We start from the raw sequence: 23,728 nt of genomic DNA, 5'->3' as shown, positions 1-23,728 counted from the left end.
ACGGCGCCGGATCAAATATTTCACGCACATGTCCAAGTGACGGAGACGCACAGTTGGGCGGCCGCGGCCCCGAAGCCGCCCGCACAAACTGACCAACCGCAGCGATGGCGCTCGGCCCGACCGTCGGGCGCCACCACGGAGGTGGGCACATTGGAGATCCGGTCGGTCGACCACATTGAAGTGTTCGTCGAGAACGCGAACCGTTCCGCGCGCTATCTGCGCGACTGTTTCGGCTTCGCTCTCGCCGGCCGGGGCGGCCCCGACACCGGTCTGCGCGATTGCGAGTCCGTGCTGCTGCGTCAGCGCGACATCACCATTCTGCTGACCTCCGCCACCACCGCCGATCACCGGGTCGCCGAGTTCGTCCGGTCGCACGGGGACGGCGTCGCGGTCATCGGCATCGGCGTCGACGACGCGCGATCGGCCTTCGCCGAGGCGGTGGAGCGGGGCGCCGTCCCGGTGGCCCCGCCGGAGACCTCCGGGCCCGAGGGCGGCCGCGTGACGTTCGCCTCGGTGATCGGGTTCGGTGACGTGGAGCACCGCTTCGTCTCACGGGACCGACCGGAGATGCCCTTCGCCCCGGTCATCGACGAGACCGGCTGCGGCCGGTCCGGGGGCGGCCTCCTCCGCGCGGTCGACCACTTCGCCGTGTGCGTTCCGGCGGGGGCGCTGGAGGAGACCGTGCGCCGGTACAAGACGGCGTTCGGTCTGGTGGAGACCTTCGACAGGCCGACGCTCGCCGGTTCGCGGGTCGTCCAGAGCACCTCCGGGAAGGTGATCTTCACCATCGCCGAGTCGGCCACCCGCGACGCCGGACGGCCCGGCGCGTTCGTCGAGTCCCACGGCGGAGCCGGGATCCAGCACGTCGCGTTCCTCACCGAGGACATCGCCGCCGCCGTGCGCACGGGCATCGCGCGGGGGACCCGGTTCCTGCCCGCGCCGCCGGGCTACTACGACGCCCTGGCCGCGCGGCTGGGCCCGATCGGCGTGCCGGTGGACGACCTCCGAGGGCTCGGCATCCTCGCCGACCGTGACGGTTCGGGGGTCATGCTCCAGGTCTCCTCACGGTCGGTGCACCCGAGGGGGACCCTCTTCTTCGAGCTGATCGACCGCCGCGGCGCCCGCGTCTTCGGCGGCACCGGCCTGCGGGGCGGCTACGACCCCGCCCGGTGTCAGTGGGCGGCAGGCCGGCCGGGACTGTCCTGAAGGCACGCACCAATCGCGGTCATGATCGACGGGGGTCGATGAGAATCGACGGTAATCGCGCAGGTGGCAAGGTCCGTGGCCACTGTGCCGGTGGGTACCCCCCATCGGATTCGAACCGACAACTGATCCCTTTTAAGGGGACCGCCTCTACCATTGGGCCAAGGGGGCTTTGATGGTCCGATCCTAACCACGGGGCACGGTATTTATCGACCGTTTAGCGGTCGATCGTTGGACGGTTGTGGGAGCGGTCGGGAATGCCAGACAGCCTGGCCAGGGGGCGTTCTCGCATGCCAGAATTTCCCGGAGATTTGCGTACTTTCTGGCCCTGGAGGCAGCTTTGGGCGCCTCTTGGAAATGGAGTACGGTCTGGTCCGTGGATTCTTGATCGGCTGCGAAGGACTGGCGATGGAATTAACACTCAGGGGTATCGCGCGGCTGGCCAGGGAAGGGCTCGACCCTGCAACCTGGGATTTCATTGAGGGCGGCGGAGATGACCGTGCGCTCATGGCCAATATAGGAGCCTTCGACCGAATTCGATTACGGCCATCCGTACTGCGAGGAACGGCACGTCCGGAGACCGTGACCACGATCCTCGGCCGTCCCTGGGACGCGCCGATCGCGGTGGCCCCGCTGGCTTGCCAGGACCTCGCGCATCCCCTGGGCGAACTCGGCACCGTCCAGGGCACCGCGGCCGCGGCCACGGTCCCGGTCGTGATCAGCTCCCTCGCCGGCCGCACGGTCGAGGAGATCGCCGTGGAGTCCGGCGTCCCGCTGTGGCTCCAGCTCTACTGCCTGCGCGACCGCGAGGTCACCCGGAGGCTGGTCGACCGCGCGGCGGGCGCGGGCTACGAGGCGCTCGTCCTCACCGTCGACGCCCCCCACCCCGGCGGGTGGCCGCACGGCCTTGGCGACGATCTCCGGCCGCCGTCCGGCCTCGTCCCCGTCAACCTCGGCGAGGACGGGCTCGACCCGCCGGAACGGCGGGCCCTGGCCGAACTCGACCCCGCCGCCGACTGGTCGGCGGTGGACCGGCTGCGCTCGATCAGCTCGCTGCCGATCATGATCAAGGGGATCGTGACCGGCGCCGACGCCAGGCGCGCCGTCGAAGTCGGGGTGGACGGGATCGTGGTGTCCAACCATGGCGGCGGCCGGCTCGACGGCGTCTGCGCATCGCTGGACGCCCTGCCCGAGATCGCGGCGGCGGTCGCCAGCCGCGTCCCCGTCCTGCTGGACGGTGGGGTACGGCGGGGCCGGGACGTGCTCGCCGCGCTCGCGCTCGGCGCGGACGCGGTCCTGCTCGGCCGTCCGGTCCTGCACGGTCTCGCGGCCGCCGGAGCCGAGGGCGTGACGAGGGTGCTCGGACTCCTGCTGGAGGAGTTGACCGCCGCGATGTCGCTCGCCGGTATCCGCGCGGTCGCCGACATCGGACCCGAGGCCGTGATGCTGGTCCCGCCGTCTGCTCTTCCGGCCGCCCCCGGCGCCCCCGACGCCCCCGGCGCCCCCGGCGCCCCCGACGCCCAGGCTGACGGAGCCGGTGCCCGGTCCGGCACTCGGCAGGTGACTCGACCGCGCGGGGCGGACCGTGCCACCGATGCGGACCGTGCCACCGCCGCGGTCCTGCGCATGGAGGACCTGCACCCCAGCGTCGCCGACCCCGTCATGGACACGATGAACTTCCTGAACGAGGTGACGCTGCGCTACCCGGACGCGGTGTCCTTCGCGCCCGGGCGTCCCTACGACGGATTCTTCGACACCGCACAGGTCTTCACCTACGTGCGCCGGTACCTCGACCACCTGGCGGAGCGCGGGGAGTCACCGGCCCAGGTACGCGACTCGCTGTTCCAGTACGGCCCGTCGGCGGGACGGATCCGCGATCTCATCGCCGGTTCACTGCGTCTGGACGAGGGGATCGACGTGGCGCCGGAGTCGATCGTCGTCACCGTCGGCTGCCAGGAGGCCATGTTCCTGGCGTTGCGCGCGCTGATGTCCGGGCCGGACGACGTGCTGCTGGTCTCCAGCCCCTGCTACCCGGGGATCACCGGGGCTGCGCGGCTGCTGGACATCGAACTGACCGCCGTCCAGGAGGGGCGGGACGGGCTGTCATGCGCCGATCTGGAGGTCGCGGTACTGGCCGAGCGGGCGCGCGGGCGGCGGCCGAGGGCTGTGTACGTGATCCCGGACCACTCGAACCCCTCCGGAGTCACGATGCCGCTGCGGACCCGGCACGAACTGCTCGAACTGGCGGGCCTGCTCGGCATCCTCGTCCTGGAGGACAGCCCTTACCGGCTCGTCAGCCCCGGGACCCAGGTGCCGACGCTGAAGTCTCTGGACCGCGAGCGGAGGGTGGTCCACCTGGGCTCCTACTCCAAGACCATCTTCCCCGGTGCGCGCGTTGGTTACGTGGTCGCCGACCAGCCGGTGCTGGCCCCCGACGGTCGGACGGGCCTGCTGGCCGACGAGCTCGCCAAGATCAAGAGCATGGTCACGGTGAACACCTCGCCGCTCAGCCAGGCGGCGGTCGGGGGCGCGCTGCTGGCGGCCGGCGGCCGGATCGCGGAACTGAACACCGAGATGGCCGCCTATTACGAGGACACCATGCGGTACACGCTCCACTGCCTGGAGGAGGAGTTCCCGGCCGACCGCCGGGCCCGGCTCGGCATGGGCTGGAACAAGCCCAGCGGCGGCTTCTTCCTCACCCTCCAGGTCCCCTTCCGCGCCGACAACGCCGCGCTGGCCCGGTCCGCGCAGGACTACGGGGTCATCTGGACGCCGATGGCGTACTTCTACCCGGACGGTGGCGGCTACCACACCGTCCGGCTGTCCACCAGCTACCTGACACACACTGACAGCCGGGAGGGGATCTCCCGGCTGGCCGATTTCATCGAGGCGGAGGTCGCCGGCGCCGCGCGCACACCGGCGTAGGCGTCCATTAGCCGAAATTGGCAGACAAGAGGAATGTCCAAGTGCGTAGGTCCGCGCTTGGACGCGTGTGCAGATTATTTGCCGTCGAGTCCGTATTGGGACAACCGGCAGGTGAGCGGTTGAACGGGTGATCGCGCCTTGTCGATCCCCCTTGATATTTGTCAAGTGCTAACTTAAATTACAAGGCGATGGGTTGAACTTTGCGGCAGTGCCGGCCGTGACCATGGGCCAGGCAAGGGGAGAGGTCATGTCGCGCTCTTACCGTACGGGAGTGGCATTGGAAAGCCCAGGTCAGAACCAGTTATGCCTTATTTCTCAGGACGAACCGGTAATGGTGTCGGTCGACTTGCTTAAGCATGCGGATTCGCCTCGCCTGGCCGGCGAGAGCGCAGAGCACATTCGCGCACTCGCCGATATGGACTCGGCTCTGCCGCCGATCCTCGTCCACCGCCGGACGATGCGGGTGGTCGATGGAATGCATCGGCTGCGGGCCGCTGTTTTGAAGGGGCAGCGCGAGATCAGGGTGCGTTACATCGACGGCGCCGACTCCGATGTGTTCGTCGCCGCCGTCCGGGCCAATATCGGGCACGGGCTCCCGCTGTCCCTGGCGGACCGGGAGGCGGCGGCCACGCGGATCCTGAGCACGCATCCCCAGTGGTCGGACCGGGCCATCGCGGAGGCCGCCGGCCTCGCCTCCACGACGGTCGCCCGGATCAGGAACCGCACCACCGACCGTGACTCGCAACCCGACATGCGGATCGGCAAGGACGGGCGGGTCCGCCCGATCAACGGTGCCGCCGGACGCCGGCTCGCCGGCCGGCTGTTCGCCGAGCGGCCGGGCGCCTCGCTCCGCGAGATCGCCGAGATGGCGGGCATCTCGCCCGCGACGGCCAAGGACGTGCGCGAGCGGCTGCGCCGCGGGGAGGATCCCGTCCCCGCCAAGCTGACGCTCGCCGAGCGCAAGAGCGAGGCCGCGGCCCGCGGTGACGGACGTGACGCACCGGTCGTCAGCGCGCTGCGGAAGGGCCGCGAGCCGGACGCGGACCAGATCCTGCGGAAGCTGCTGCGCGATCCCTCCCTCCGGTTGAACGACAACGGGCGTCTGCTGCTGCGCTGGCTCACCACCCGCTCGGTGAACACCCAGGAATGGGAGGGCATCGAGGACGAGATCCCGGCGCACTGCGTCCCGCTCGTCGCCGATCTCGCCCTCGGCCTCGCCTATGAGTGGGAAAGGTTCGCCGAGGTCCTGAAGAGAAGGGCGCGCGCCGAGATGGCGTAGCGGATGCCTGATCAAGCGTGCGCGCGTTACCATCGAAGTGTTCCCCGTGGGACGGGAGTTGATATCGCCGCATTAATCCAATCTGGTGGGTGGTGGGCTCGGCGGGGGATATCTCGTTGGTAGATCGTGCTGTGTGTTTGTGGAGGGGTGGCCATGGCGAAGACAGGCAAGGTTCTGCGGTTCGATGACATGCGCGGTTACGGGTTCATCGTTCCCGACGGTGGCGGCGAGGACGTCTTCGTCCACGCCAATGACCTTCTGGATGAGAAAGTGGCATTCTCGCCGGGAACGCCCGTCGAGTTCGAGGTGACCCAGGGCGAGCGCGGTCTCAAGGCGTTCGCGGTGCGTGTCAAGGAGGCGGAGCGCCCGCCGGCGGCCGAGCGGGCCGCGCCCGCGAACGGGCACACCGAGGTCGTGGCGAAGGACGCGGACAGGGACGCGCTCGGGCACAAGCCCGAAGAGGACGATGGCCTCTGCGACGTCCTGTCCGAACGGGAGTTCGTCCAGGAGTTGACCGAGCTCCTCCTCGTGGAAGCGCCCGAACTGACCGGCACGCAGGTCACCCACCTGCGCCGGAAACTCCTGAACTTCGCGCAGAGATACGGCTGGGTGGAGGGCTGAGGGCTGTTCTTGCACTCCCGGCCCAGGGCTCGCCTGGCGGCTCGCTCTTGACCGTGCCTGGGCGAGCGCTCCATCGCTTCGCGATCTTCCCGGTGAGGCTCGCCTCCGGCGTCGCCTCACCGGTCAGATAGCGCGCTCGCGCTGCGGCTGGGGTACTTCTGACAGACCCTAGGCGCCGCCTTCCTCAGCCGGCGCCTTCTCAGCCGGAGCACCCTCGGCCGCGGGGTCCCCGGCCTCGGTGTCCGCTGGTGGTGTGTCCGTGGTCGGCGCCTTCTCGGCCGGCGCGTCGCTCGTCAGGGCCACCAGCAGGTCGTTGAGGCGGCCGACGAACGCGGCCGGGTCGTCGATCCGCGCGCCCAGGGTGAGGACGGCCTGGCTGAACAGGACGTGCGCCCAGTCGCCGAGGCGCGGGTCGTCCTGCCGCTGGTTGAGCCGTTCGACCAGCGGATGCCCCGGGTTGATCTCCAGGATCGGCTGGTTCGGCAGCCCCGAGCCCCGCATCCGCTGCGCGAGGCTGAAATCCGTCACGGCCTCGTTGGCGACGATGCACGCCGGGGAGGTGGTGAGACGGCTGGTCACCCGGACGTCGAACGCCTGCCCGGCCAGGGCCGCCTTCAGCTTGCCGAGCAAGGCGGCGTACTCGGCGCTGGCCTTCTCCGTGGCCTCCTTCTCCGCATCGTCCTCAAGGTCGCCGAAGTCGGGGACGCCCTGCGCCACCGACTGGAGCCGCTTCCCGCCGAACTCCTGGACCAGGCCCGTCACCACCCAGTTGTCCACGGCCTCTCCGAGGAGGAGCACCTCGATGCCCTTCTTGCGGAAGGCTTCGAGATGGGGGCTGGCGGTGGCGGCGGCCAGGGTCGGGGCGAGCAGGTAGTAGATCTTGTCCTGCCCTTCCTTCATCCGATCCACGTAGTCGTTGAGCGAGACGTCCGCCTCCTGCGTGGAGGAGTGCGTGGTGGTGAAGCGCAGTAGTTCGGCGATGTCCTCGCGGTGGTCGTAGTCGTCGGCGATGCCCTCCTTGAGGACGGCGCCGAACTGCTTCCAGAACACGGCGTACTTCTCGGGGTCGTTCCCGGCCAGGTCCTTGAGGAGCTTCAGCACCTTCTTGACCGCGCTCGAACGGATGTGGTCGACGGCGCGGCTGCTTTGCAGCAGCTCCCGGGAGACGTTCAGCGGCAGGTCGCTGGAGTCGATGACCCCGCGGACGAACCGCAGGTACTGCGGCATCAGCTGACCCGTGTCCTCCAGGATGAAGACCCGCTGGACGTGGAGCTTGACACCGTGGCGGGCCTGCGGGACCCACAGGTCGTAGGGTGCGCTGGAGGGGACGAACAGCAGCATCGTGTACTCGTACCGGCCCTCCACCTTGGCGTGCAGGTAGGCGAGCGGGTCAGTGAAGTCGTTGCTGATGTGACGGTAGTAGTCGTGGTAGTCCTTCTCGGTGAGCTCGCTCTTCGGGCGGGTCCACAGCGCCGATGCCCGGTTGACGGTGGTCTCCTTGGCGCCCGCCTCGTCCGTCCGCTGCTCGGAGCCCTCCGCACCGGAGCCCTCCGCACCGGCGGCCTCGGCGGCCGGCTTCCCGCCGCCGGTGTCCTCGGAGGGCATGACGATCGGCAGGCTGATGTGGTCGGAGTACCGCTGGATGATCGACCGCAGGCGGTGCCCGTTCAGCAGGTCGTCCTCACCCTCGCGGAGGTGGAGCACGATCGTGGTCCCCCGCTCCTGCCGCTCGACGTGCTCCAGGGTGTACTCGCCCTTGCCGTCGGACGCCCAGCGGACGCCCTCCTCCCCGGGCAGTCCGGCGCGGCGGGTCGTCAGGACCACCCGGTCGGCCACGACGAAGGCGGAATAGAAGCCCACGCCGAACTGGCCGATGAGCGCGGCGTCACTGCGCTGGTCGCCGGTCAGGGCCTTGAGGAACTCGGCGGTGCCGGACTTGGCGATGGTGCCGATGTTCTCGATGACCTCGTCACGGCTCATGCCGATACCGTTGTCGGAGATGGTGATCGTGCCCGCGTCCTTGTCGTGGTCGACGCGGATCTGTAGCCGTTCCCCCTCCTCGACCAGCTCGGGCTTGGAGAACCGTTCGAAGCGCAGTCGGTCGATCGCGTCGGACGCGTTCGAGATCAGTTCACGTAGGAAGATCTCCTTGTTGCTGTAGAGCGAATGGGCCATGAGGTCCAAGATCTGCGCGACCTCGGCCTGAAAGGTGAAAGTTTCTTCATCCGCCTGTACGGACACCGGCTACCTCATCGTGATGTCGGATAGCTGGCTCGCGGTCGCCCCCGAATTCAGGCAGGCAGCGCCAGCCAATGATCGGGGCAAGCCTAAAATTGAGTCGTTTGGCAGGTCAACCGTCCTTCAGGAAGAGCCGGGAGAATGCACCGGCGAGGCCACGTCCGCGCCGTTCACCGGCTGGCTGGCGAATTGCGTTCGGTACAGCTCGGCGTACAGTCCGCCCGTGCTGATGAGCTCACCGTGGGTCCCGCGTTCGCGGATCCGGCCCGCGTCCAGGACGAGGATCTGGTCGGCCTCGTGGATGGTGGACAGCCGGTGGGCGATGACCAGGGAGGTGCGGCCCGCGAGCGCGGTCTTGAGGGCACGTTGGATCGCCGCCTCGGACTCGGAGTCCAGATGCGCGGTGGCCTCGTCGAGGACGACGATCGGGGGGGACTTGAGCAGGAGCCTGGCCAGGGCGACCCGCTGCTTCTCCCCGCCGGACAGCCGGTAGCCGCGATCACCGACGACGGTGTCGAGGCCGTCGGGAAGCGCCGAGATCGTCTCCCAGATCCGGGCGGCCTGGCAGGCCTCGACCAACTCGACCTCGGTGGCGTCCGGGCGCGCGTACAGCAGGTTGCTCCGGATCGTGTCGTGGAACAGGTGCGCGTCCTGGGTGACGACGCCGACGGTGTCGTGCAGGGAGCGCATGGTCAGGTCCCGCACGTCGTGGCCGCCGATCCGGACGGTGCCGGAGGTGGCGTCGTAGAGCCGGGGGACGAGGTGGGTGACGGTGGTCTTCCCGGCGCCCGAGGGCCCGACCAGCGCCGTCAGCTTTCCGGCGGGGGCATGGAAGCTCACCGCGTCGAGGACCTGCTGGCTGCCGCGCTTCTCCGGCGTGCGCAGCGCGATCGACTCCAGGGACGCGAGGGACACCTCCTCGGGCCCCGGATAGCGGAAGGAGACGTCGCCGAACTCGATGTCCGGCGCCGTCGCGTCGTCGGATTCGGCGGCGGGCAGCGCGTAGGCTTTCGGCCGCTCGTCCACCAGCGGCTTCAGATCCAGCATCTCGAACACGCGGTCGAAGCTGACCAGCGCGATCATGACGTTGACCTGCATGTTGGACAGCTGGTTGATCGGGCCGTACAGCCGCAGCAGCAACGTGACCATGGCCACGAGCGTGCCGATCTTCAGCGCGCCGTCGATGGCGAGGACGCCGCCCAGGCCGTAGACGAGAGCGGTGGCCACCCCGGTGATCAGGGTGGTGATGATGAAGAGCATCCGTCCGTAGACGGTCGTCGAGATGGCGATGTCGCGGACCCGGGACGCCTTGCGGGTGAACGTGTCGGCCTCCTGGTCGGTTCGGCCGTACAGCTTCGCCAGCATCGCCCCGGCGACATTGAAGCGCTCGTTCATCATCGAGCTCATGTCGGCGTTGAGTTGCATGCTCTCGCGGGTGAGCCGTTGCAGCCTCCGTCCGATGAACTTGGCGGGCAGGAGGAAGAGCGGGATCATCACCAGCGCGACGAGGGTGATCTGCCACGACAGATAGAACATGGTGACGAGGACGAGGACGAGGGTCAGCAGTGTGGACACCGTCTGGGTGAGCAGCGTCGTGACCGCCTGCTGTGCCCCGACGACGTCGGTGTTGAGCCTGCTGACCAGGGCTCCGGTCTGAGCGCGCGTGAAGAACGCGAGCGACTGCCGCTGCACGTGCGTGAACACCTTGCAGCGCAGGTCGTACACGATCCCCTGACCGACCCGGCCGGAGAACCAGGTCTGGGTGTAGATCGCGACCACGTCCACCAGTGCCAGGCCGGCGATGACCAGGGACAGCCCCACCACGACCCCGTTGCGGTGCTTCATGATCCCGTCATCGATGATCACTTTGAGCAGGACCGGACTCGTCGCGACGATGACCGCGTCCACCATCGTCATCAGCATCAGGATGACCAGCGACCAGCGGTAACGCATCGCGTAGGGCACGATCCGCCGTACGGTGCCGGACTTGACCTTCTGCCGGGTGATCGGCCCGTCGACCCCCAAGCGCATCGGACCCATGCGCGGGCCACCAATCATGGCCATGGAAAACCCCACTTTCGCGCCGCCCTCGATCTGCTCGGCGAACGGCTGGTCGCTGTCCGGGACTGTCGGTCTTCGGGAACTGCGCGGCCGCCCCGGGTCAACCGGCGGCCTGGGCCGTCTCGGTGAACTGGTCGACCAGCAGGTCAGTGAAAGAGGCCACGGTGGGGAACTCCCACAGGGCGTTCGGATCGATCTCGAAGCCCACGCGCTCCTCGACATCGGCGAGGAGCATGATCGCCCTGACCGAGTCCAGCCCGTAGGCGGACATGGGCTCCGTCGGGTCGATCGAACCGACCGGTATCCTCAGCTCCTCGGCGAGGTAGACGCAGATCCATTCCTGGAGCTCGGTGCGGAGGTCGCTGCTCCCCGAGTCGTACATTGCTCTCCTTCGCGAGAGGGACTGGCGCGAACTCAACGGACGTGGGCGTCGTCGGCGGAGCGGACGCCTTCGGCGCGGTGGACGCCGCCCGGGGAGCGGAAGCCGTCGATGTCGACCAGCAGGCGTGCCGGTCCGCGCAGGTTCAGGTTGCGTTTGTAGGCGAGGCCGCCGGACCGCAGCCGGGGCCGGACGAGCAGCGTGCTGAACAGTTCGAGGACGATGGCGAGCTCCAGCCGCGCGAGCCCCGCGCCGAGACAGAAGTGCGGGCCCGCCGCGAACGCCAGGTGGGAGGCGGCGGGGGAGCGGCCGATGTCGAACCGGCCGGGGTCGGGGAACACCTCGGGGTCCCGGTTGGCGGCCCCGAGCAGCAGCACCATCGTGTCGCCGGGCCGGACGTCGGCGGAGCCGATCCGGCCGTGCTGCCGGGCCACCCGGCTGGTCATCTGCACGGGCGTGTCGTAGCGCAGGACCTCCTCGACGGCCGCCGGCGCGAGGGCGAGATCGGCGCGCAGCCGGTCGAACTGGTCGGGATGCCGCAGTAGCGCCAGGATCGCGTTACCGATCAGCGTGACGGACGTTTCATGACCCGCGTTGAGCAGCAGCACGCACGTCGCCAGGATGTCGGCGTCGTCGAGCCGGTGCCCGTCCTCCTCGATCTCCAGCAGGTGCGTGATCAGGTCGTCGCGGTGCTCGCCACGACGCTCCTCGATCAGGTCCCGGAAGTAGGTGACGATCCCGGCGCGCGCCCGTGACGCCTCCCTGGACATTCCGCCCGGCTGGCCGAACGGCGGCTCCAGCGCCTGGGAGAGCTTGGCCGACCAGTCCTGCAAGAGGTCGCGGTCCTCGAACGGGACGCCGAGCAGTTCGCAGATGAGCCGTAGGGGCAGCGGGTTGGCGAGATCCTCGATGATCTCCAGCGAGCCCGCGGCGGCGGCGGTCTCCAGCAGTTCCGTCGCGGACTCGCGGATCCGCGGTGCGAGGCCTGCGACCTTCCGGCGCGCGAACGCGCCGGTCACGAGCCGCCGGTAGCGAGTGTGCTCCGGCGGGTCGAGATGCAGGAAGTTGCGCGTGCGCGGTCCCCGCGGGGTGAGCGCGAGGGTGGCCTTGTCGCGGGCCGCGCTCATCGACGGGTCGCGCAGCACCGCCGAGCAGTCGGCGTACCTGGCCACCACGACGAGCCCCTCGAAAGGGGCATAGGGCGAGCGCTCGCGGAGCTCGTCCAGAAAGGGATAAGGGTCCTCCCGATTCTTCGGATCAGTTAGTTCGGCAAACTCATCCGGTAACGAAGGACGATCCTTCGGTGCCGAGTCCTCGTTCCCGCCGGCGGTTCCGCTCATCGCCAGAATCCATTCGCGTCGAGGCTGATGGTGGCCGACGGTACCCGGAGTCCCGAATTCCGTGAAAGCCATGTGCGAAGGTCACGTGTCAGTGCGCGGCCGGGGTCGTTCAACCTCACGGTTGCAGCAGTTGAACAGCGGTCCCGGCAGGGCTCGCGGCACGGACGCGCTGTTGACGTCCGTGCAGCCGGTGGCGAGGATGACGATCTATTTCAGCCACCCGAGAGGACGGTCCGTGCCGATTCCATTCGGGCTTGCCATGGGACAGGACTGAGGGCCGATGACCGTCACCGAAGCCATGCCGTGGGAGTTGACGTCCGCTCAGCAGGGCATTTGGTATGCCCAGCAGGTCGCGCCGGAGGACACCGTTCTCAACATCGCCGAGTGTCTGGAGATCGGCGGTGTCGACGTCGATGTGTTCGTGCGCGCGCTACGGCACGTACTGGCCGGCATCGACGCTTTTCGATTACGCTTCCGCGTGCTGGACGGGGAACCCCGGCAGTTCATCGACGAGAATGCCGAACTTCCCGTGCAGTTCATCGATGTCAGCGACCGGCCCGATCCCCGGGCGGCGGCGGACCGGTGGGTGCGCGAGGACCTGCGCCGGCCCGTCGACACCGAGACCGGCCCGCTGTTCTCCTGCGCGGTGCTGCCGCTCGGCGAGGGCCGGCTGCTCTGGTACAACCGCGCACACCATCTGATCATGGACGGGCACGGCGCCGGCCTCCTCGCCATGCGCGTCGCCGAGGTGTACTCCTCGCTGGTGGCGGGGGAGGAGCCCGGCGGGCACGGGCTCGAACCGTTCTCCGTGCTGCTGGAGTCCGAACGCGCCTACCGGGAGTCGCCGGACTTCGCCGCGGACCAGGCGTTCTGGCTCGACACCCTGAAGGATCTGGAGGAGTGGCACGGACTTGGCGGGCGCGGCGTCCAGGCGGGATCGAGGGCGCAGGCCCGCGACAGCGCCGGACTCGACCCGGACGGTTCCGCGCGGCTCCGGGCCGCCGCCCGGCGCCTGAAGACGGGCTTCGCCGTGCTGGTCATCGCCGCCGCCGTCGTCCACGAGCACCGCACGACCGGGGCCCGCGACATCGTGCTCGGGATCTCGGTGTTCGGCCGGGCCGGGCGGCGGGAGCAGCGCGCCCCGGGCATGACCGCGAACATCATGCCGATCCGGGTGCAGATCACGCCGCAGACGACCGTCCTGGAGGTCGTCCGCCGGACCGGCAGGGCGATCGGCACCGGCCTGCGGCACCAGCGCTACCGCTACGAGAGCATCGCCCGCGATCTCAAGATCGTCGGCGGCGCCCCGCTGTGCGGCCTGATCGTCGACGTCATGAGCTTCCCGCACCCGGTGTTCGGCGGTGTCGCGGCGGAGGGACGCAACCTCGCCCTGACGCCGACCGAGGACCGGCGGATCACCGTCTACGACCGGTCGGCCGAGTCGCCGGTCAAGATCGACGTCGATGTCAACCGGGACCGCCACGAGGCGTCCGCGGCCGCCGGACTGTCGCGGCGTTTCCGCCGCGTCCTGGACTGGATGGCGGACGCCGCGGCGGACGACCCGGTCGGCGCCGCCGCGATCCTCGACGACGACGAATGGCACCGGGTGGTGCACGGCTGGAACCATACCCGGGCCGGCAACGACGCCGGCAACGACGACGTCGCCGGCGCCCCGCCGGCGAACGTCCCGGAGCTGTTCGCCACCCGGGCGGCCGAGGCCCCCGATCGCATCGCGCTCGTCGCCGACGGCGGCACGGTGTCCTACGCCGAACTCGCCGCCCGCGCCGACCGGCTCGCGTGGCACCTCGTCCGGTCGGGGATCGGGCCCGAGTCGGTCGTCGCGCTCTGCCTGCCGCAGGGCCCGGAGATGATCGCGGCGATCCTCGGTGTCTGGCGTGCCGGCGCCGCCTACCTGCCGATCGACGCGCGGCAGCCGGCCGAGCGGACCGCGTTCATGCTCGCCGACGGCCGCGCCGTCCTGCTCGTCGCGGCCGACGGGCTGGTGGACGAGGCCACGGCCGGGCACGTGCCGATCGTCTCCCCGGACGACTTCGCCGACCCGGCCCCGCCGGACTCGGAGGCCGTGCCCGCGGCGCCGGCGGATCCCGCCGGGCTGGCGTATGTCATCTACACTTCCGGCTCGTCCGGTAGCCCCAAGGGGGTCGCCGTGACGCACGGCTCGCTGGCCGCCTACGTGGCGTCGGTGCCGGGACGGCTCGGCTTCGGTGGTCCCGGCTCCCGGTACGCGCTGCTCCAGCCGCAGGTGACCGACCTCGGGAACACGACGCTGTTCTGCTCGCTGGCCACCGGCGGCGAGCTGCACCTTCTGGATCCCGACACCGTGCTCGACCCCGCGGCGGTCACCGCCCACCTCACCGGCCACCGGATCGAGCACGTCAAGGCCGTCCCCTCGCACCTGGCGGCACTGTCGGCGCGGGCCGGCGCCGAGGGTGTGCTCCCCGCGCGGTCGCTGGTGCTCGGCGGCGAGGCGGCCTCGCCCGACTGGGTCCGCACGCTGCTGGAGGCGGCCGGGGACCGGGAGATCTTCAACCACTACGGCCCCACCGAGGCCACCATCGGGGTCACGACCACCCGGCTGACCCTGGGCGACGTCGAGGAGGGCCGGGTCCCGATCGGCACGCCCATCGACGGCGCCCGGACCTACGTCCTGGACGGCGCGCTGACCCCGGCACCGGTGGGGGTGACCGGCGAGCTGTACATCGCGGGCACCGGCCTCGCGCGCGGCTACGTCAACCGGCCCGGCCCCACCGGCGAACGGTTCGTGGCGTGCCCGTTCGGCTCGGGCGAGCGGATGTACCGGACCGGTGACCTGGCCCGCTGGGGCGAGGACGGGCGGCTGGTGTTCGCGGGCCGGGCGGACGACCAGGTGAAGATCCGGGGCTTCCGGATCGAGCCCGCCGAGGTCGACGCGGCGCTCGCCGCGCACCCGGAGGTGGCGCAGGCCGCAGTCGTCGTCCAGGAGGAGGCCTCTGGGGAGCCGCGGCTGATCGCCCACATCGTCCCCGCCGACCGGGAACACCGCGAACGAGCCGGCGAGGACGGGCTCGCCGGACGGGTGCGGGAGCATCTGGCGCGGCGGCTGCCCGACCACATGCTCCCCGCCGCGCTCGTCGTCCTGGACGACCTGCCGCTGACCGGGAACGGCAAGCTCGACCGCAGGGCCCTTCCCGTCCCGGACCGCACGAGCGGCGCCGGGGCCGGCCGCGGGCCGCGGAGCGTGCAGGAGGAGATCCTGTGCGAGGCGTTCGCGCAGGTGCTCGGCCTGGACGCGGTGGGGGTGGACGACGACTTCTTCGCGCTCGGCGGGAACTCGCTGGTGGCGGTGTCCCTCGGGGCGCACCTGCGGGCCCGCGGCGTGTCGGTCTCGGTGCGGGCTCTGTTCATGACCCCGACACCGGCGGGGCTCGCCGCCGTCGCCGGCCCGGAACCCGTGCCGGTGCCGGACAACCGGATCCCCGAGGGCGCGTCCGAGATCACCCCCGACATGCTGCCGCTCGTCGACCTGGACGAGGCCGAGATCGCACGGATCGTCGCCTGCGTCGAGGGCGGCGCGGCGAACGTCGCGGACGTGTATCCCCTGGCGCCTCTCCAGGAGGGCATCCTCTTCCATCACCTGGCGCGCACCGAGGGCGACTCCGACGTCTACCTGAAGGCGGCGGCGCTGGAGTTCGACTCGCGGGAGCGACGGGACGGCTTCCTCAAGGCGTTACGGCAGGTGGTGCACCGGCACGACGTGTACCGCACCGCGATCGTTTCCGGTGGGCTCCGCGAGCCCGTGCAGGTGGTCTCCCGGCAGGTCGAGGTCCCCGTCGAGCATGTCGCGTTCGACCCCGCCCACGACGCGATGGAGCAGCTGCTGGCCGCGAGCAGGTCTCCGATGGCCCTCGACCGCGCTCCGCTGATGAGGGCGCACGTCCTCACCGAGTCCGCCGCCGGACGGTGGCTGGCCCTGCTGGTCATCCACCACATCGTGCAGGACCATGCGGCGATGCAGGTGCTGACCGAGGAGGTCCGCGAGATCCTGGCGGGACGGGGCGAGCGGCTCCCGGCGCCGCTGCCGTTCCGCAACTTCGTGGCACAGGCCCGTCTCGGCATGCCGCGCGAGGAGCACGAGCGGTACTTCGCCGGGCTGCTGGGCGACGTCACCGAGGCCACCGCCCCCTTCGGCCTCCTGGACGTGCACGGAGACGGCGCCGCGGTGGTCCGTGCGGGCGGGCCGTTCGACGACCGGCTGACCAGGCGGATCCGCGACCTCGCCGCGACGCTCGGGGTGAGTTCGGCGACCCTGTTCCACCTGGCCTGGGCGCGGGTCCTCGCGGCGCTGTCGGGACGCGACGACGTCGTGTTCGGGACCGTCCTCGCCGGCCGGATGAACGCCGGTGCCGGCGGTGACCGGGTGCCGGGCCTGTTCCTCAACACCCTGCCGATGCGCGTGCGCGTCGACGGGCACGGCGTGGCTACGGCGCTGACCGTGCTGCGCCGCCAGCTGGCCGACCTGCTGGAACACGAGCACGCCCCGCTCGCCCTGGCGCAGCGGGCGAGCGCCGTTCCCCCCGGTGGGCCCCTGTTCACCTCGATCGTCAACTGCCGCGGCGACCGGGCCATCGAGGAGGCGGGCGGCGGCATCCCGGGCATCCGGCTGCTGCTGACCCTCGAACGCAACAACTACCCGGTGACCCTGATCGTCCGGGATACCGAGTCGCGGTTCGACGTGACGATCGACGCGCTGTCGCCCGCCGACCCCGAGCGGATCCACACGCTGCTGCACACCTGCCTGGACAATCTCGTCACCGCGCTCGGCGACGCCCCGGACACCCCGTTCGCCGCCGTGGACGTCCTGGACCCGGACGAGCGGCGGCAGATCCTCGACGGCTGGAACCAGACCACGGCCCCGGCGCCGGACCGGACGGTGCCCGAACTGTTCTCCGCGCAGGCGGCGCGCACGCCCGACGCCGTCGCCCTCGTCCGCGGGGACGTCGAGATCGGCTACGGGGAACTGGAGGCGCGCGCCAACCGTCTGGCGCACTACCTGCGCGGCGTCGGCGCGGGACCGGAGTGCGTGGTGGGGCTCTGCCTGCCGCGCGGGGTCGAGATGGTCACCGCGATCCTCGGCGTATGGAAGGCCGGGGCGACCTACCTGCCGCTCGATCCGGCCTATCCCGCCGCCCGGACCGCCTACATGCTCGCCGACAGCCGGGCCATGGTGGTCGTCGGCACCGCCGAGGCGCTGGAGGAGATGCCGGCGACCGGGCGGATCCGCATGGTCACGGTGGACGATCCGATCGTCGCCGCGACACTCGGCACGCAGCCCGCGACGGCTCCGCAGGTCGAGGCGGATCCCGGCCGGCTCGCCTACGTCATCTACACCTCCGGCTCCACTGGGTTGCCGAAGGGCGTCGCGGTCACCCACGGCAACCTCGCCAACTACGTGGTCCACGTCCCGCCGAAGGTGGGATTCGGTGCCCCGGGGGGACAGTACGCGCTGCTGCAGCCCGCGGTGACCGACCTCGGGAACACGGTGGTGTTCGCCAGCCTGACCACCGGCGGGACGCTGCACGTGCTGGACGCGCGGGCGGTGGCCGATCCCGTCGCGGTCGCCGGCTACCTCGCCCGGCACCGGATCGACTTCGTGAAGGTGGTGCCCTCGCATCTCGCCGCGCTCGGCGCCTCGGGCGACCTGAGCTGGCTGTTGCCCAGACGGGCCCTGGTGCTGGGCGGTGAGGCCGCCGACGGCGACTGGACCGGGCGACTGCTCGACGCCGCCGGGGACCTGCCGGTGTTCAACCACTACGGCCCGACGGAGGCCACCATCGGCGTCGTGACGGGACGCCTGGACGCCAAGGTCGTGGACGGCGGGACGGTGCCGATCGGAACGCCCGTCGCCAACACGGCCGCCTACGTCCTCGACGACGCTCTGCGTCCGGTGCCCGTCGGCATCGAGGGGGAGTTGTACGTGGCCGGAGCCCAGCTGGCGCGCGGCTATGTGCGGCGCCCCGGCATGACGGCCGAACGGTTCGTCGCCTGCCCGTTCGCGCCCGGCGCGCGGATGTACCGGACGGGGGACCGGGCGCGCCGGCACGCCGGCGGCGACCTGGAGTACCGCGGCCGCGCCGACGAACAGGTCAAGATCCGCGGATTCCGGGTGGAGCCGGGCGAGGTCCGGGCGACGCTCGTCGGGCATCCCGCCGTGGCGCAGGCGGTGGTCGTCGTCCGCGAGGACGTGCCCGGTGACCGGCGGCTGGTCGGCTACGTCGTCCCGGCCGGACGGGGCGTCGCCGACGCCGGACCGGCCGAACTGGCCGAGCTGGTGGTGTCGGTACGCCGGTACGCCGAGGAGGGCCTGCCGGCCCATCTGGTGCCGGCCGCGATCGTGCCGCTCGGCGCGCTGCCCCTGACCGCCAACGGCAAGGTCGACCGTGCCGCGCTGCCGGCCCCGGAGCGTGCCGCGGCGGGCGCGGGCCCAGAGCCGTCCAGCGAGCGGGAGAGGGCCCTGTGCGGGGCGTTCGCGGAGATCCTCGGTCTGCCCGCGGTCGGTGTCGAGGACGACTTCTTCCTTCTCGGCGGGCATTCGCTGCTGGCGACCCGGCTCGTCAGCCGGGTGCGGGTGGTCATGGGCGAGGAACTGCCGATTCACGAGCTGTTCGACAAGCCCACCCCGGCCGCTCTCGCGGCCTGGCTGGCGAGCCGCGCCGATGGCGGGCGGGAGGCGAGGCCCCTGCTGCGGCCGATGCGGTAGCACACGGACTCCGATGACGTGTCTTCGATGATTCCGGGCGCGCCGGTTCCGGGGCGCCCGGCCGGCCGTGGTGGTGACTCCGGCCGGCCGCGGCGGTGACTCCGCCCGATCATGCGATGGATGCGGGGACCATCGCATGATCGGGCGGGCATGGCGTTCCGCCGTCGCGTCTGATGCGCCGTCCCGCCCGGTCCGCCAGGCGGTCGCTCCGCCTGGCGGTCACTTCGATGCGGGGACTTCCTTGTTGCAGGTCGTGTACGCCTGCACGAGCTTCTGCTCGTCGACGGAGGCGCCCTGCTCAAGACCGATGTCCGACGTGCCGGTCGCGGGGTCCTTGGCAGCGATGCCCTGCTTGCGCAGGCACTCGGCCATCTTCAGGGCGTGGTCCTGCTCGGCTGCGGGCACCTTGTCCTCGCCCTCGATCTTCGGGACGAGGTGCGCGCACGCCGCCTGGGCCGCCTGCACCTTGGGGTCCGCGGGCCCGGTCGCCTTGACGTTGTCCCCCGACTGGCGTGGCGGAAGCTTGCCGCGCAGGCCGTGCTGCTGGAGGCATTGGGCGTACTTGACCATCTGGTCTTGTACGTCCTTCGGTGGCGTCTTACTCCCTGCGGTCGGCGACCCACTGGGTTGGTCGCTGCCGCACCCGGTCAACCCGAACGTGGTGACGGCGGCCAGTGCCACCGCGGCAAGTGAAAGGGTCTTCATACATTCAGGATGGCGGCCATGAGGTTCCCTCACGGTGACCACCAACGTTAACCATCGCCTTACACGCCCCGCCTACACGCCGGCGGACTCGCCCGCGGCGACATCCGACATTGCCACCAGTACTCGGCGGGTCCCTTCGAACGGGCGCCGGCCATGCGCGACCAGGACATTGTCGATGAGCAGCACATCGCCGTTCTGCCAGTCGACGTCACAAGCGCTCTCCAGCCCCCGGTCGCGGATCTGCTCGACATATTCGTCCGGGATCGCGGAACCATCGGCGAATGTCACGTACTGGGGGAACTCCTCGGGCGAGAGGATCTGGTAGAGATCCGCGGAGGTCTTGTCGCCGAGGCCCGCCGGATGCCATTGATCGGCCTGGTTGAACCAGACCTCGGCGCCGGTGACGGGATGCCGGGTCGTGGCGGGACGGAGCTGGCTGACACGCAGTCCGTCCGGGCCCCATTCCCATTCAGCCCGGGACTCCCGGAGAAACGCCTCGACCGGTCCTCGGTCCTCGGTCTCGAATGTCTCCTGCCAGCTCTTGCCGAACCCGAACCCGTCATGCAGATTCTGTATGTAGCGGATTCCCCCGGCGAACGCCTCGCGGATCTCGGTGTCGAGCGAATCGAGCCACAACGCGCCGTCGAGCACCGATGTCGCGCCGCCGCGCTCCGCCGCCTTCTCGCAGTAGAAGGTGAGCCGGGTCGGCCACCGATGGGCGTAGCTGAGTTCGTTGTGCATCGAGATCGTGTATTCCTGCGGGTACTCGGTCGAGGTGTAGAGATTGCTGCGTACCCGGGTGCGCGGCGAGTTGCCGTGCACGTACGGCAGCCGGTCGGGTACCAGCCGGTCGAGCACCGGCATGATGCCCTCCGGGGTGACGCCGAAGCCCCGGAACACCAGTGCTCTGCGTTCGGTGAGCAGGTCGGCCAGCCCTTCGGCGCCCAGGGCGTCGAGCCAGTCGGCGAGGTCCGGCGTACCGGCCGCGTCGCTGGTGATCTCGTGCGGCCGCCAGGCGCGGCCGGACTCGACGACATCCATCATGTCCTCCCAATCCCGCTTCGTTTCCCAGCACGAGCGGCTGCGCGCGGACAGTGAACCAGGCCGACGGCCGGGAGGGCCGTCGGCCTGGAAACACCACCACCGAGGTGTTCGCCGCTATTTTCCTTCCATGGCCTCGATCAGGCTCTTGGGCCGCATGTCGGTCCAGGACTTCTCGATGTATTCGAGGCACTCGTTCCGCGACGCCTCCCCGAACACGGTGTTCCAACCGTCGGGCACGTCCACGAAGACGGGCCAGAGTGAATGCTGATTCTCGTCGTTGACCAGGACCAGATAGCTGGCGTCGGGATCCTCGAACGGATTTGGCACCGGACTGTCCTTACTTGTCGGCGATAAGGGCAAGGCACAGCTGGACGGCAATCAGGCGCTCTGGGCACCGCCGCGGTCAGAGGCGAATCCACTGTGACCCGGGCGACGCGACCGGTCAAGACAATGGTCGACCGGTGCGTCGCAGCGTCGGATGGGCGCGTTCGGCCGGCCGGTGTTCAAGTGCGCGACCGCTTCAGTCGCACACCTCCGCATGTCCCCGCGTTGACGCGTCGCCCGGCATTGTGATGCCTTGTAGGCACGCACAGAGTGGGCATATCAGGCATGCCAGAACGCCTGCGCAGAACGAACCCGCGGCGCTCGGCACAACGGCGGTGCCGCAGCACGATATCGAGAGAGAGGAAACAAATGCCCGATAGCCATGAGCGGGTTTTTCTGCGCTCGAATGCGATCATCGAACCGCTGGTCGACAAATTCTACGCCTGGATGCACATCGTCGCGCCCGCCCAGGCCGCCATGAACCTGGCGAACGTCCAGGTGCCGCTGCTGGAGTCGTATCTCCACTCCCCGCAGGTGCACATCTCCGCCAGCACCAACCCGGCGCTGCGCGGCGGCTACTTCGTCGGCGTCGAGCAGGAACGCGCCACCGAGGTCGGCGACCTGCTCGACTCCATCAAACGCGACCGCGCTGACATGCTGGCCTTCGCCGCCGCCGTGGCCGCGGCCGACGAGCTCCTCCGCCAGAACGCCACCGGATTCGACCTCACCCCCCTCTACCCGAAGTTGCCGTCGGCGCTGAACGGTCTGGTGGAACTGGCCTACGACACCGGCAACCAGGCGTCGCTGCACTTCATCGAGCCGCTTCTGTACCACAGCCCCGTGTACGACGAGCGCCGCCAATCCGTCCAGCTGTCCCTGGACGACGGGGTGGAGCGCCCGTTCATCCTCAGCACTCCCCGCCTCCCCTCACCGGACGTCTTGGATCTGCCGATACCGTTCCGCCACCCAGGGCTGGACGAGCTGTTCACCGCGCGCATCGAGGGCACGACCACGGCCCGCCTGCGGGAGGCGCTGGAACTCGACGACGCGCAGGCGGCGTGGCTGGACCGGCTGCTCACCACCGAGCCCAGCGTCTCCCCGGACCGGCACATCGAGGGCGGCGGACGGATCCGCTACTTCGGGCACGCCTGCCTGGTGCTGCAGAGCCCCGAGGCCGCCGTCGTGGTGGACCCGTTCATCAGTACCGACAACCGGCACGGCGACCGCTACACCCTTGACGACCTGCCCGACCACATCGACCTGGTGCTGATCACCCACGGCCACCAGGATCACATCGTGCTGGAGACCCTGCTGCAACTGCGCGCCCGCACCGACGCGGTCGTCGTCCCCCGGTCGTCGCGCGGCAACCTGTGCGACCCGTCCATCGGCCTCTACCTCAAGGCCATGGGCTTCACGGTGATCGAGGTCAACGACTTCGACGAGCTCGCCCTGCCGGGCGGTGGCCGGGTCGTCGCCACGCCGTTCCTCGGCGAGCACTCCGACCTTGACATCCGCGCCAAGTCCACCTATGTGGTGCAGCTCGCCGGGCAGTCGGTGTTCATCGGCGCGGACTCCTCCGGCATCGACCCGGTGCTGTACCAGTACATCCGCTCCTACCTTGGCGACGTGGACATGGCCTTCCTGGGCATGGAGTGCGACGGCGCGCCCCTGACCTGGCTTTACCAGGGGCTGCTGACCCGTCCGGTGACCAAGAAGATGAGCGACTCGCGCAAGCTGTCCGGTTCGAACGCCGAGCAGGCCGCGGCCATCATGACCGAGCTCGGCACCGACCAGGCGTACGTGTACGCGATGGGCGAGGAGAGCTGGCAGGGTCACGTCATGGCGACCACTTACACGCCCGACACCTTCCAGATCAAGCAGATCGAAGAGTTCCTCACCTGGTGCAAGGACCACGACATCGCCGCGGAGCACCTGTTCAACAAGCGTGAGTGGCGCTGGTAGAGAGCACCGAGGATGCCGTATCTGCGCGTCAACGGAGTCCGGCTCGCCTACCGGCGCTCAGGGCGGGGCGAGGGCGTCCTGCTCGTCATGGGATCGGGGGCGTCCGGTCACCAATGGGACATGCACCAGGTGCCGGCGCTGCACGCAGCGGGCTACTCGACGGTCACCTTCGACAACCGCGGCATCCCGCCGTCGGACTCCCCGCCGGGAAGGTACGCGCTGGCGGACCTCGTCGCCGACACCGGGGCGCTGATCACGGCCCTGGACCTGGCGCCGTGCCGGATCGTCGGGACGTCCCTGGGTTCGCTGATCGCGCAGGAACTGGCGATCAGCGAACCGCACCTGGTCCGCGCGGCGGTGCTCATCGCCACCCGCGCGAGGTCGGACGCGCTGCGCCGGGCCCAGTCGGCGGCCACCCAGGCCCTGCGGCAGAGCGGCGTCCGGCTCCCGCCGGCGCACCGGGCGGTCGACTCCGTCCTGCACATGCTCTCCCCGCGGACGTACAACGACGAGCAGGCCGTGGCCTCCTGGCTGCAGATTTTCGAGCTGGCCGGCAGGGGCGCACCCGTCGCCGCGGGCCAGGACTGGATCGACACCGACCAGGATCGCCGCGCGGAGCTCCACAAGATCACCGCACCGTGCCGGGTCATCGCGTTCGGCGATGACGTGGTCGCCCCGCCGCATCTCGGCGCCGAGGTGGCGGACGCCATCCCGGACTGCGATCTGGTGGAGATCCCCGACTGCGGGCACCTCGGATATCTGGAGCGTGCGGAGCCGGTCAACGAGGCGATCATCGAGTTCTTCGGCAAGTTCTGAGACCTGTTCCGGCCGCGGACGCACCGTCCCCGGCCGGGGCAGGTCCTGTTCAACTGTGGTGTTCCGCCAGTCGA

14 protein-coding genes and 1 tRNA gene are annotated in these 23,728 nt (G+C 70.1%); 7 read left to right on the top strand and 8 right to left on the bottom strand.

The annotated features are described in order from the left end of the window. Positions 1–150 precede the first annotated feature (150 nt). Complete coding sequence (locus tag AMA02S_RS04975; RefSeq protein WP_067452334.1) at positions 151–1,206, top strand: VOC family protein; 1,056 nt, start codon at positions 151–153, stop codon at positions 1,204–1,206. 95 nt (positions 1,207–1,301) lie between these two features. On the opposite strand, the gene AMA02S_RS04970 is transcribed toward AMA02S_RS04975, so the two are convergent. Next, positions 1,302–1,374 (bottom strand) — tRNA-Leu (locus tag AMA02S_RS04970). Between the two features lie 186 nt (positions 1,375–1,560). On the opposite strand from AMA02S_RS04970, the gene AMA02S_RS39925 reads away from it, so the two are divergent. From AMA02S_RS39925 to AMA02S_RS04955, 3 genes are all read left to right on the top strand, one after another. Further along, positions 1,561–4,128, top strand: a complete 2,568-nt coding sequence (locus AMA02S_RS39925; RefSeq protein ID WP_369688375.1) for an aminotransferase class I/II-fold pyridoxal phosphate-dependent enzyme — start codon at positions 1,561–1,563, stop codon at positions 4,126–4,128. Between the two features lie 415 nt (positions 4,129–4,543). Then, a complete protein-coding gene (locus AMA02S_RS04960) occupies positions 4,544–5,407 on the top strand; it encodes a hypothetical protein (RefSeq protein WP_501162058.1) in 864 nt (287 codons plus the stop codon). A gap of 153 nt (positions 5,408–5,560) precedes the next feature. After that, positions 5,561–6,028 (top strand): cold-shock protein, encoded by a 468-nt coding sequence (locus tag AMA02S_RS04955; RefSeq protein WP_067452328.1) that lies wholly within the window; start codon positions 5,561–5,563, stop codon positions 6,026–6,028. 168 nt (positions 6,029–6,196) lie between these two features. Here AMA02S_RS04955 and htpG read toward each other — a convergent pair whose 3' ends face one another. The 4 genes from htpG to AMA02S_RS04935 form a co-directional block, all read right to left on the bottom strand. Further along, positions 6,197–8,269: a molecular chaperone HtpG gene (gene htpG / locus AMA02S_RS04950; protein WP_067452325.1), complete on the bottom strand. Its 2,073-nt coding sequence runs from the start codon at positions 8,267–8,269 to the stop codon at positions 6,197–6,199. Between the two features lie 120 nt (positions 8,270–8,389). Beyond that, positions 8,390–10,330, bottom strand: coding sequence for an ABC transporter ATP-binding protein (locus AMA02S_RS04945; protein ID WP_067452322.1), 1,941 nt, complete (start codon positions 10,328–10,330; stop codon positions 8,390–8,392). A gap of 97 nt (positions 10,331–10,427) precedes the next feature. Then, complete coding sequence (locus AMA02S_RS04940; protein WP_067452320.1) at positions 10,428–10,709, bottom strand: acyl carrier protein; 282 nt, start codon at positions 10,707–10,709, stop codon at positions 10,428–10,430. A 32-nt stretch (positions 10,710–10,741) separates the two neighbouring features. Then, positions 10,742–12,046: a cytochrome P450 gene (locus tag AMA02S_RS04935; protein ID WP_067452317.1), complete on the bottom strand. Its 1,305-nt coding sequence runs from the start codon at positions 12,044–12,046 to the stop codon at positions 10,742–10,744. A 280-nt stretch (positions 12,047–12,326) separates the two neighbouring features. On the opposite strand from AMA02S_RS04935, the gene AMA02S_RS04930 reads away from it, so the two are divergent. Continuing rightward, the gene (locus AMA02S_RS04930) at positions 12,327–18,803 is read left to right on the top strand and encodes a non-ribosomal peptide synthetase (protein WP_067452314.1); all 6,477 of its coding nucleotides are present in this window, start codon (positions 12,327–12,329) and stop codon (positions 18,801–18,803) included. Between the two features lie 219 nt (positions 18,804–19,022). Here AMA02S_RS04930 and AMA02S_RS04925 read toward each other — a convergent pair whose 3' ends face one another. The 3 genes from AMA02S_RS04925 to AMA02S_RS04915 form a co-directional block, all read right to left on the bottom strand. Continuing rightward, complete coding sequence (locus AMA02S_RS04925) at positions 19,023–19,508, bottom strand: hypothetical protein (RefSeq protein ID WP_157430392.1); 486 nt, start codon at positions 19,506–19,508, stop codon at positions 19,023–19,025. Between the two features lie 72 nt (positions 19,509–19,580). Next, positions 19,581–20,552 carry a TauD/TfdA family dioxygenase gene (locus AMA02S_RS04920; RefSeq protein WP_218004853.1) on the bottom strand — a complete coding sequence of 324 codons (972 nt, stop codon included), beginning with the start codon at positions 20,550–20,552 and terminating at the stop codon, positions 19,581–19,583. Positions 20,553–20,666: 114 nt separating this feature from the next. Next, positions 20,667–20,879: an MbtH family protein gene (locus AMA02S_RS04915; protein WP_067452309.1), complete on the bottom strand. Its 213-nt coding sequence runs from the start codon at positions 20,877–20,879 to the stop codon at positions 20,667–20,669. Positions 20,880–21,245: 366 nt separating this feature from the next. Here AMA02S_RS04915 and AMA02S_RS04910 point away from each other — a divergent pair, with 366 nt between their 5' ends. Continuing rightward, a complete protein-coding gene (locus AMA02S_RS04910; RefSeq protein ID WP_067452306.1) occupies positions 21,246–22,838 on the top strand; it encodes an MBL fold metallo-hydrolase in 1,593 nt (530 codons plus the stop codon). A gap of 12 nt (positions 22,839–22,850) precedes the next feature. Further along, on the top strand, positions 22,851–23,654 hold the full coding sequence (locus AMA02S_RS04905) for an alpha/beta fold hydrolase (RefSeq protein WP_067452303.1): 804 nt from the start codon (positions 22,851–22,853) through the stop codon (positions 23,652–23,654). Positions 23,655–23,728 lie beyond the last annotated feature (74 nt).

It is taken from the genome of Actinomadura macra NBRC 14102 (assembly GCF_001552215.1).
GTDB lineage: Bacteria > Actinomycetota > Actinomycetes > Streptosporangiales > Streptosporangiaceae > Spirillospora > Spirillospora macra.
Note: the sequence above shows the minus strand (reverse complement) of the source record. Positions and strands in the feature narration are given on the sequence as shown.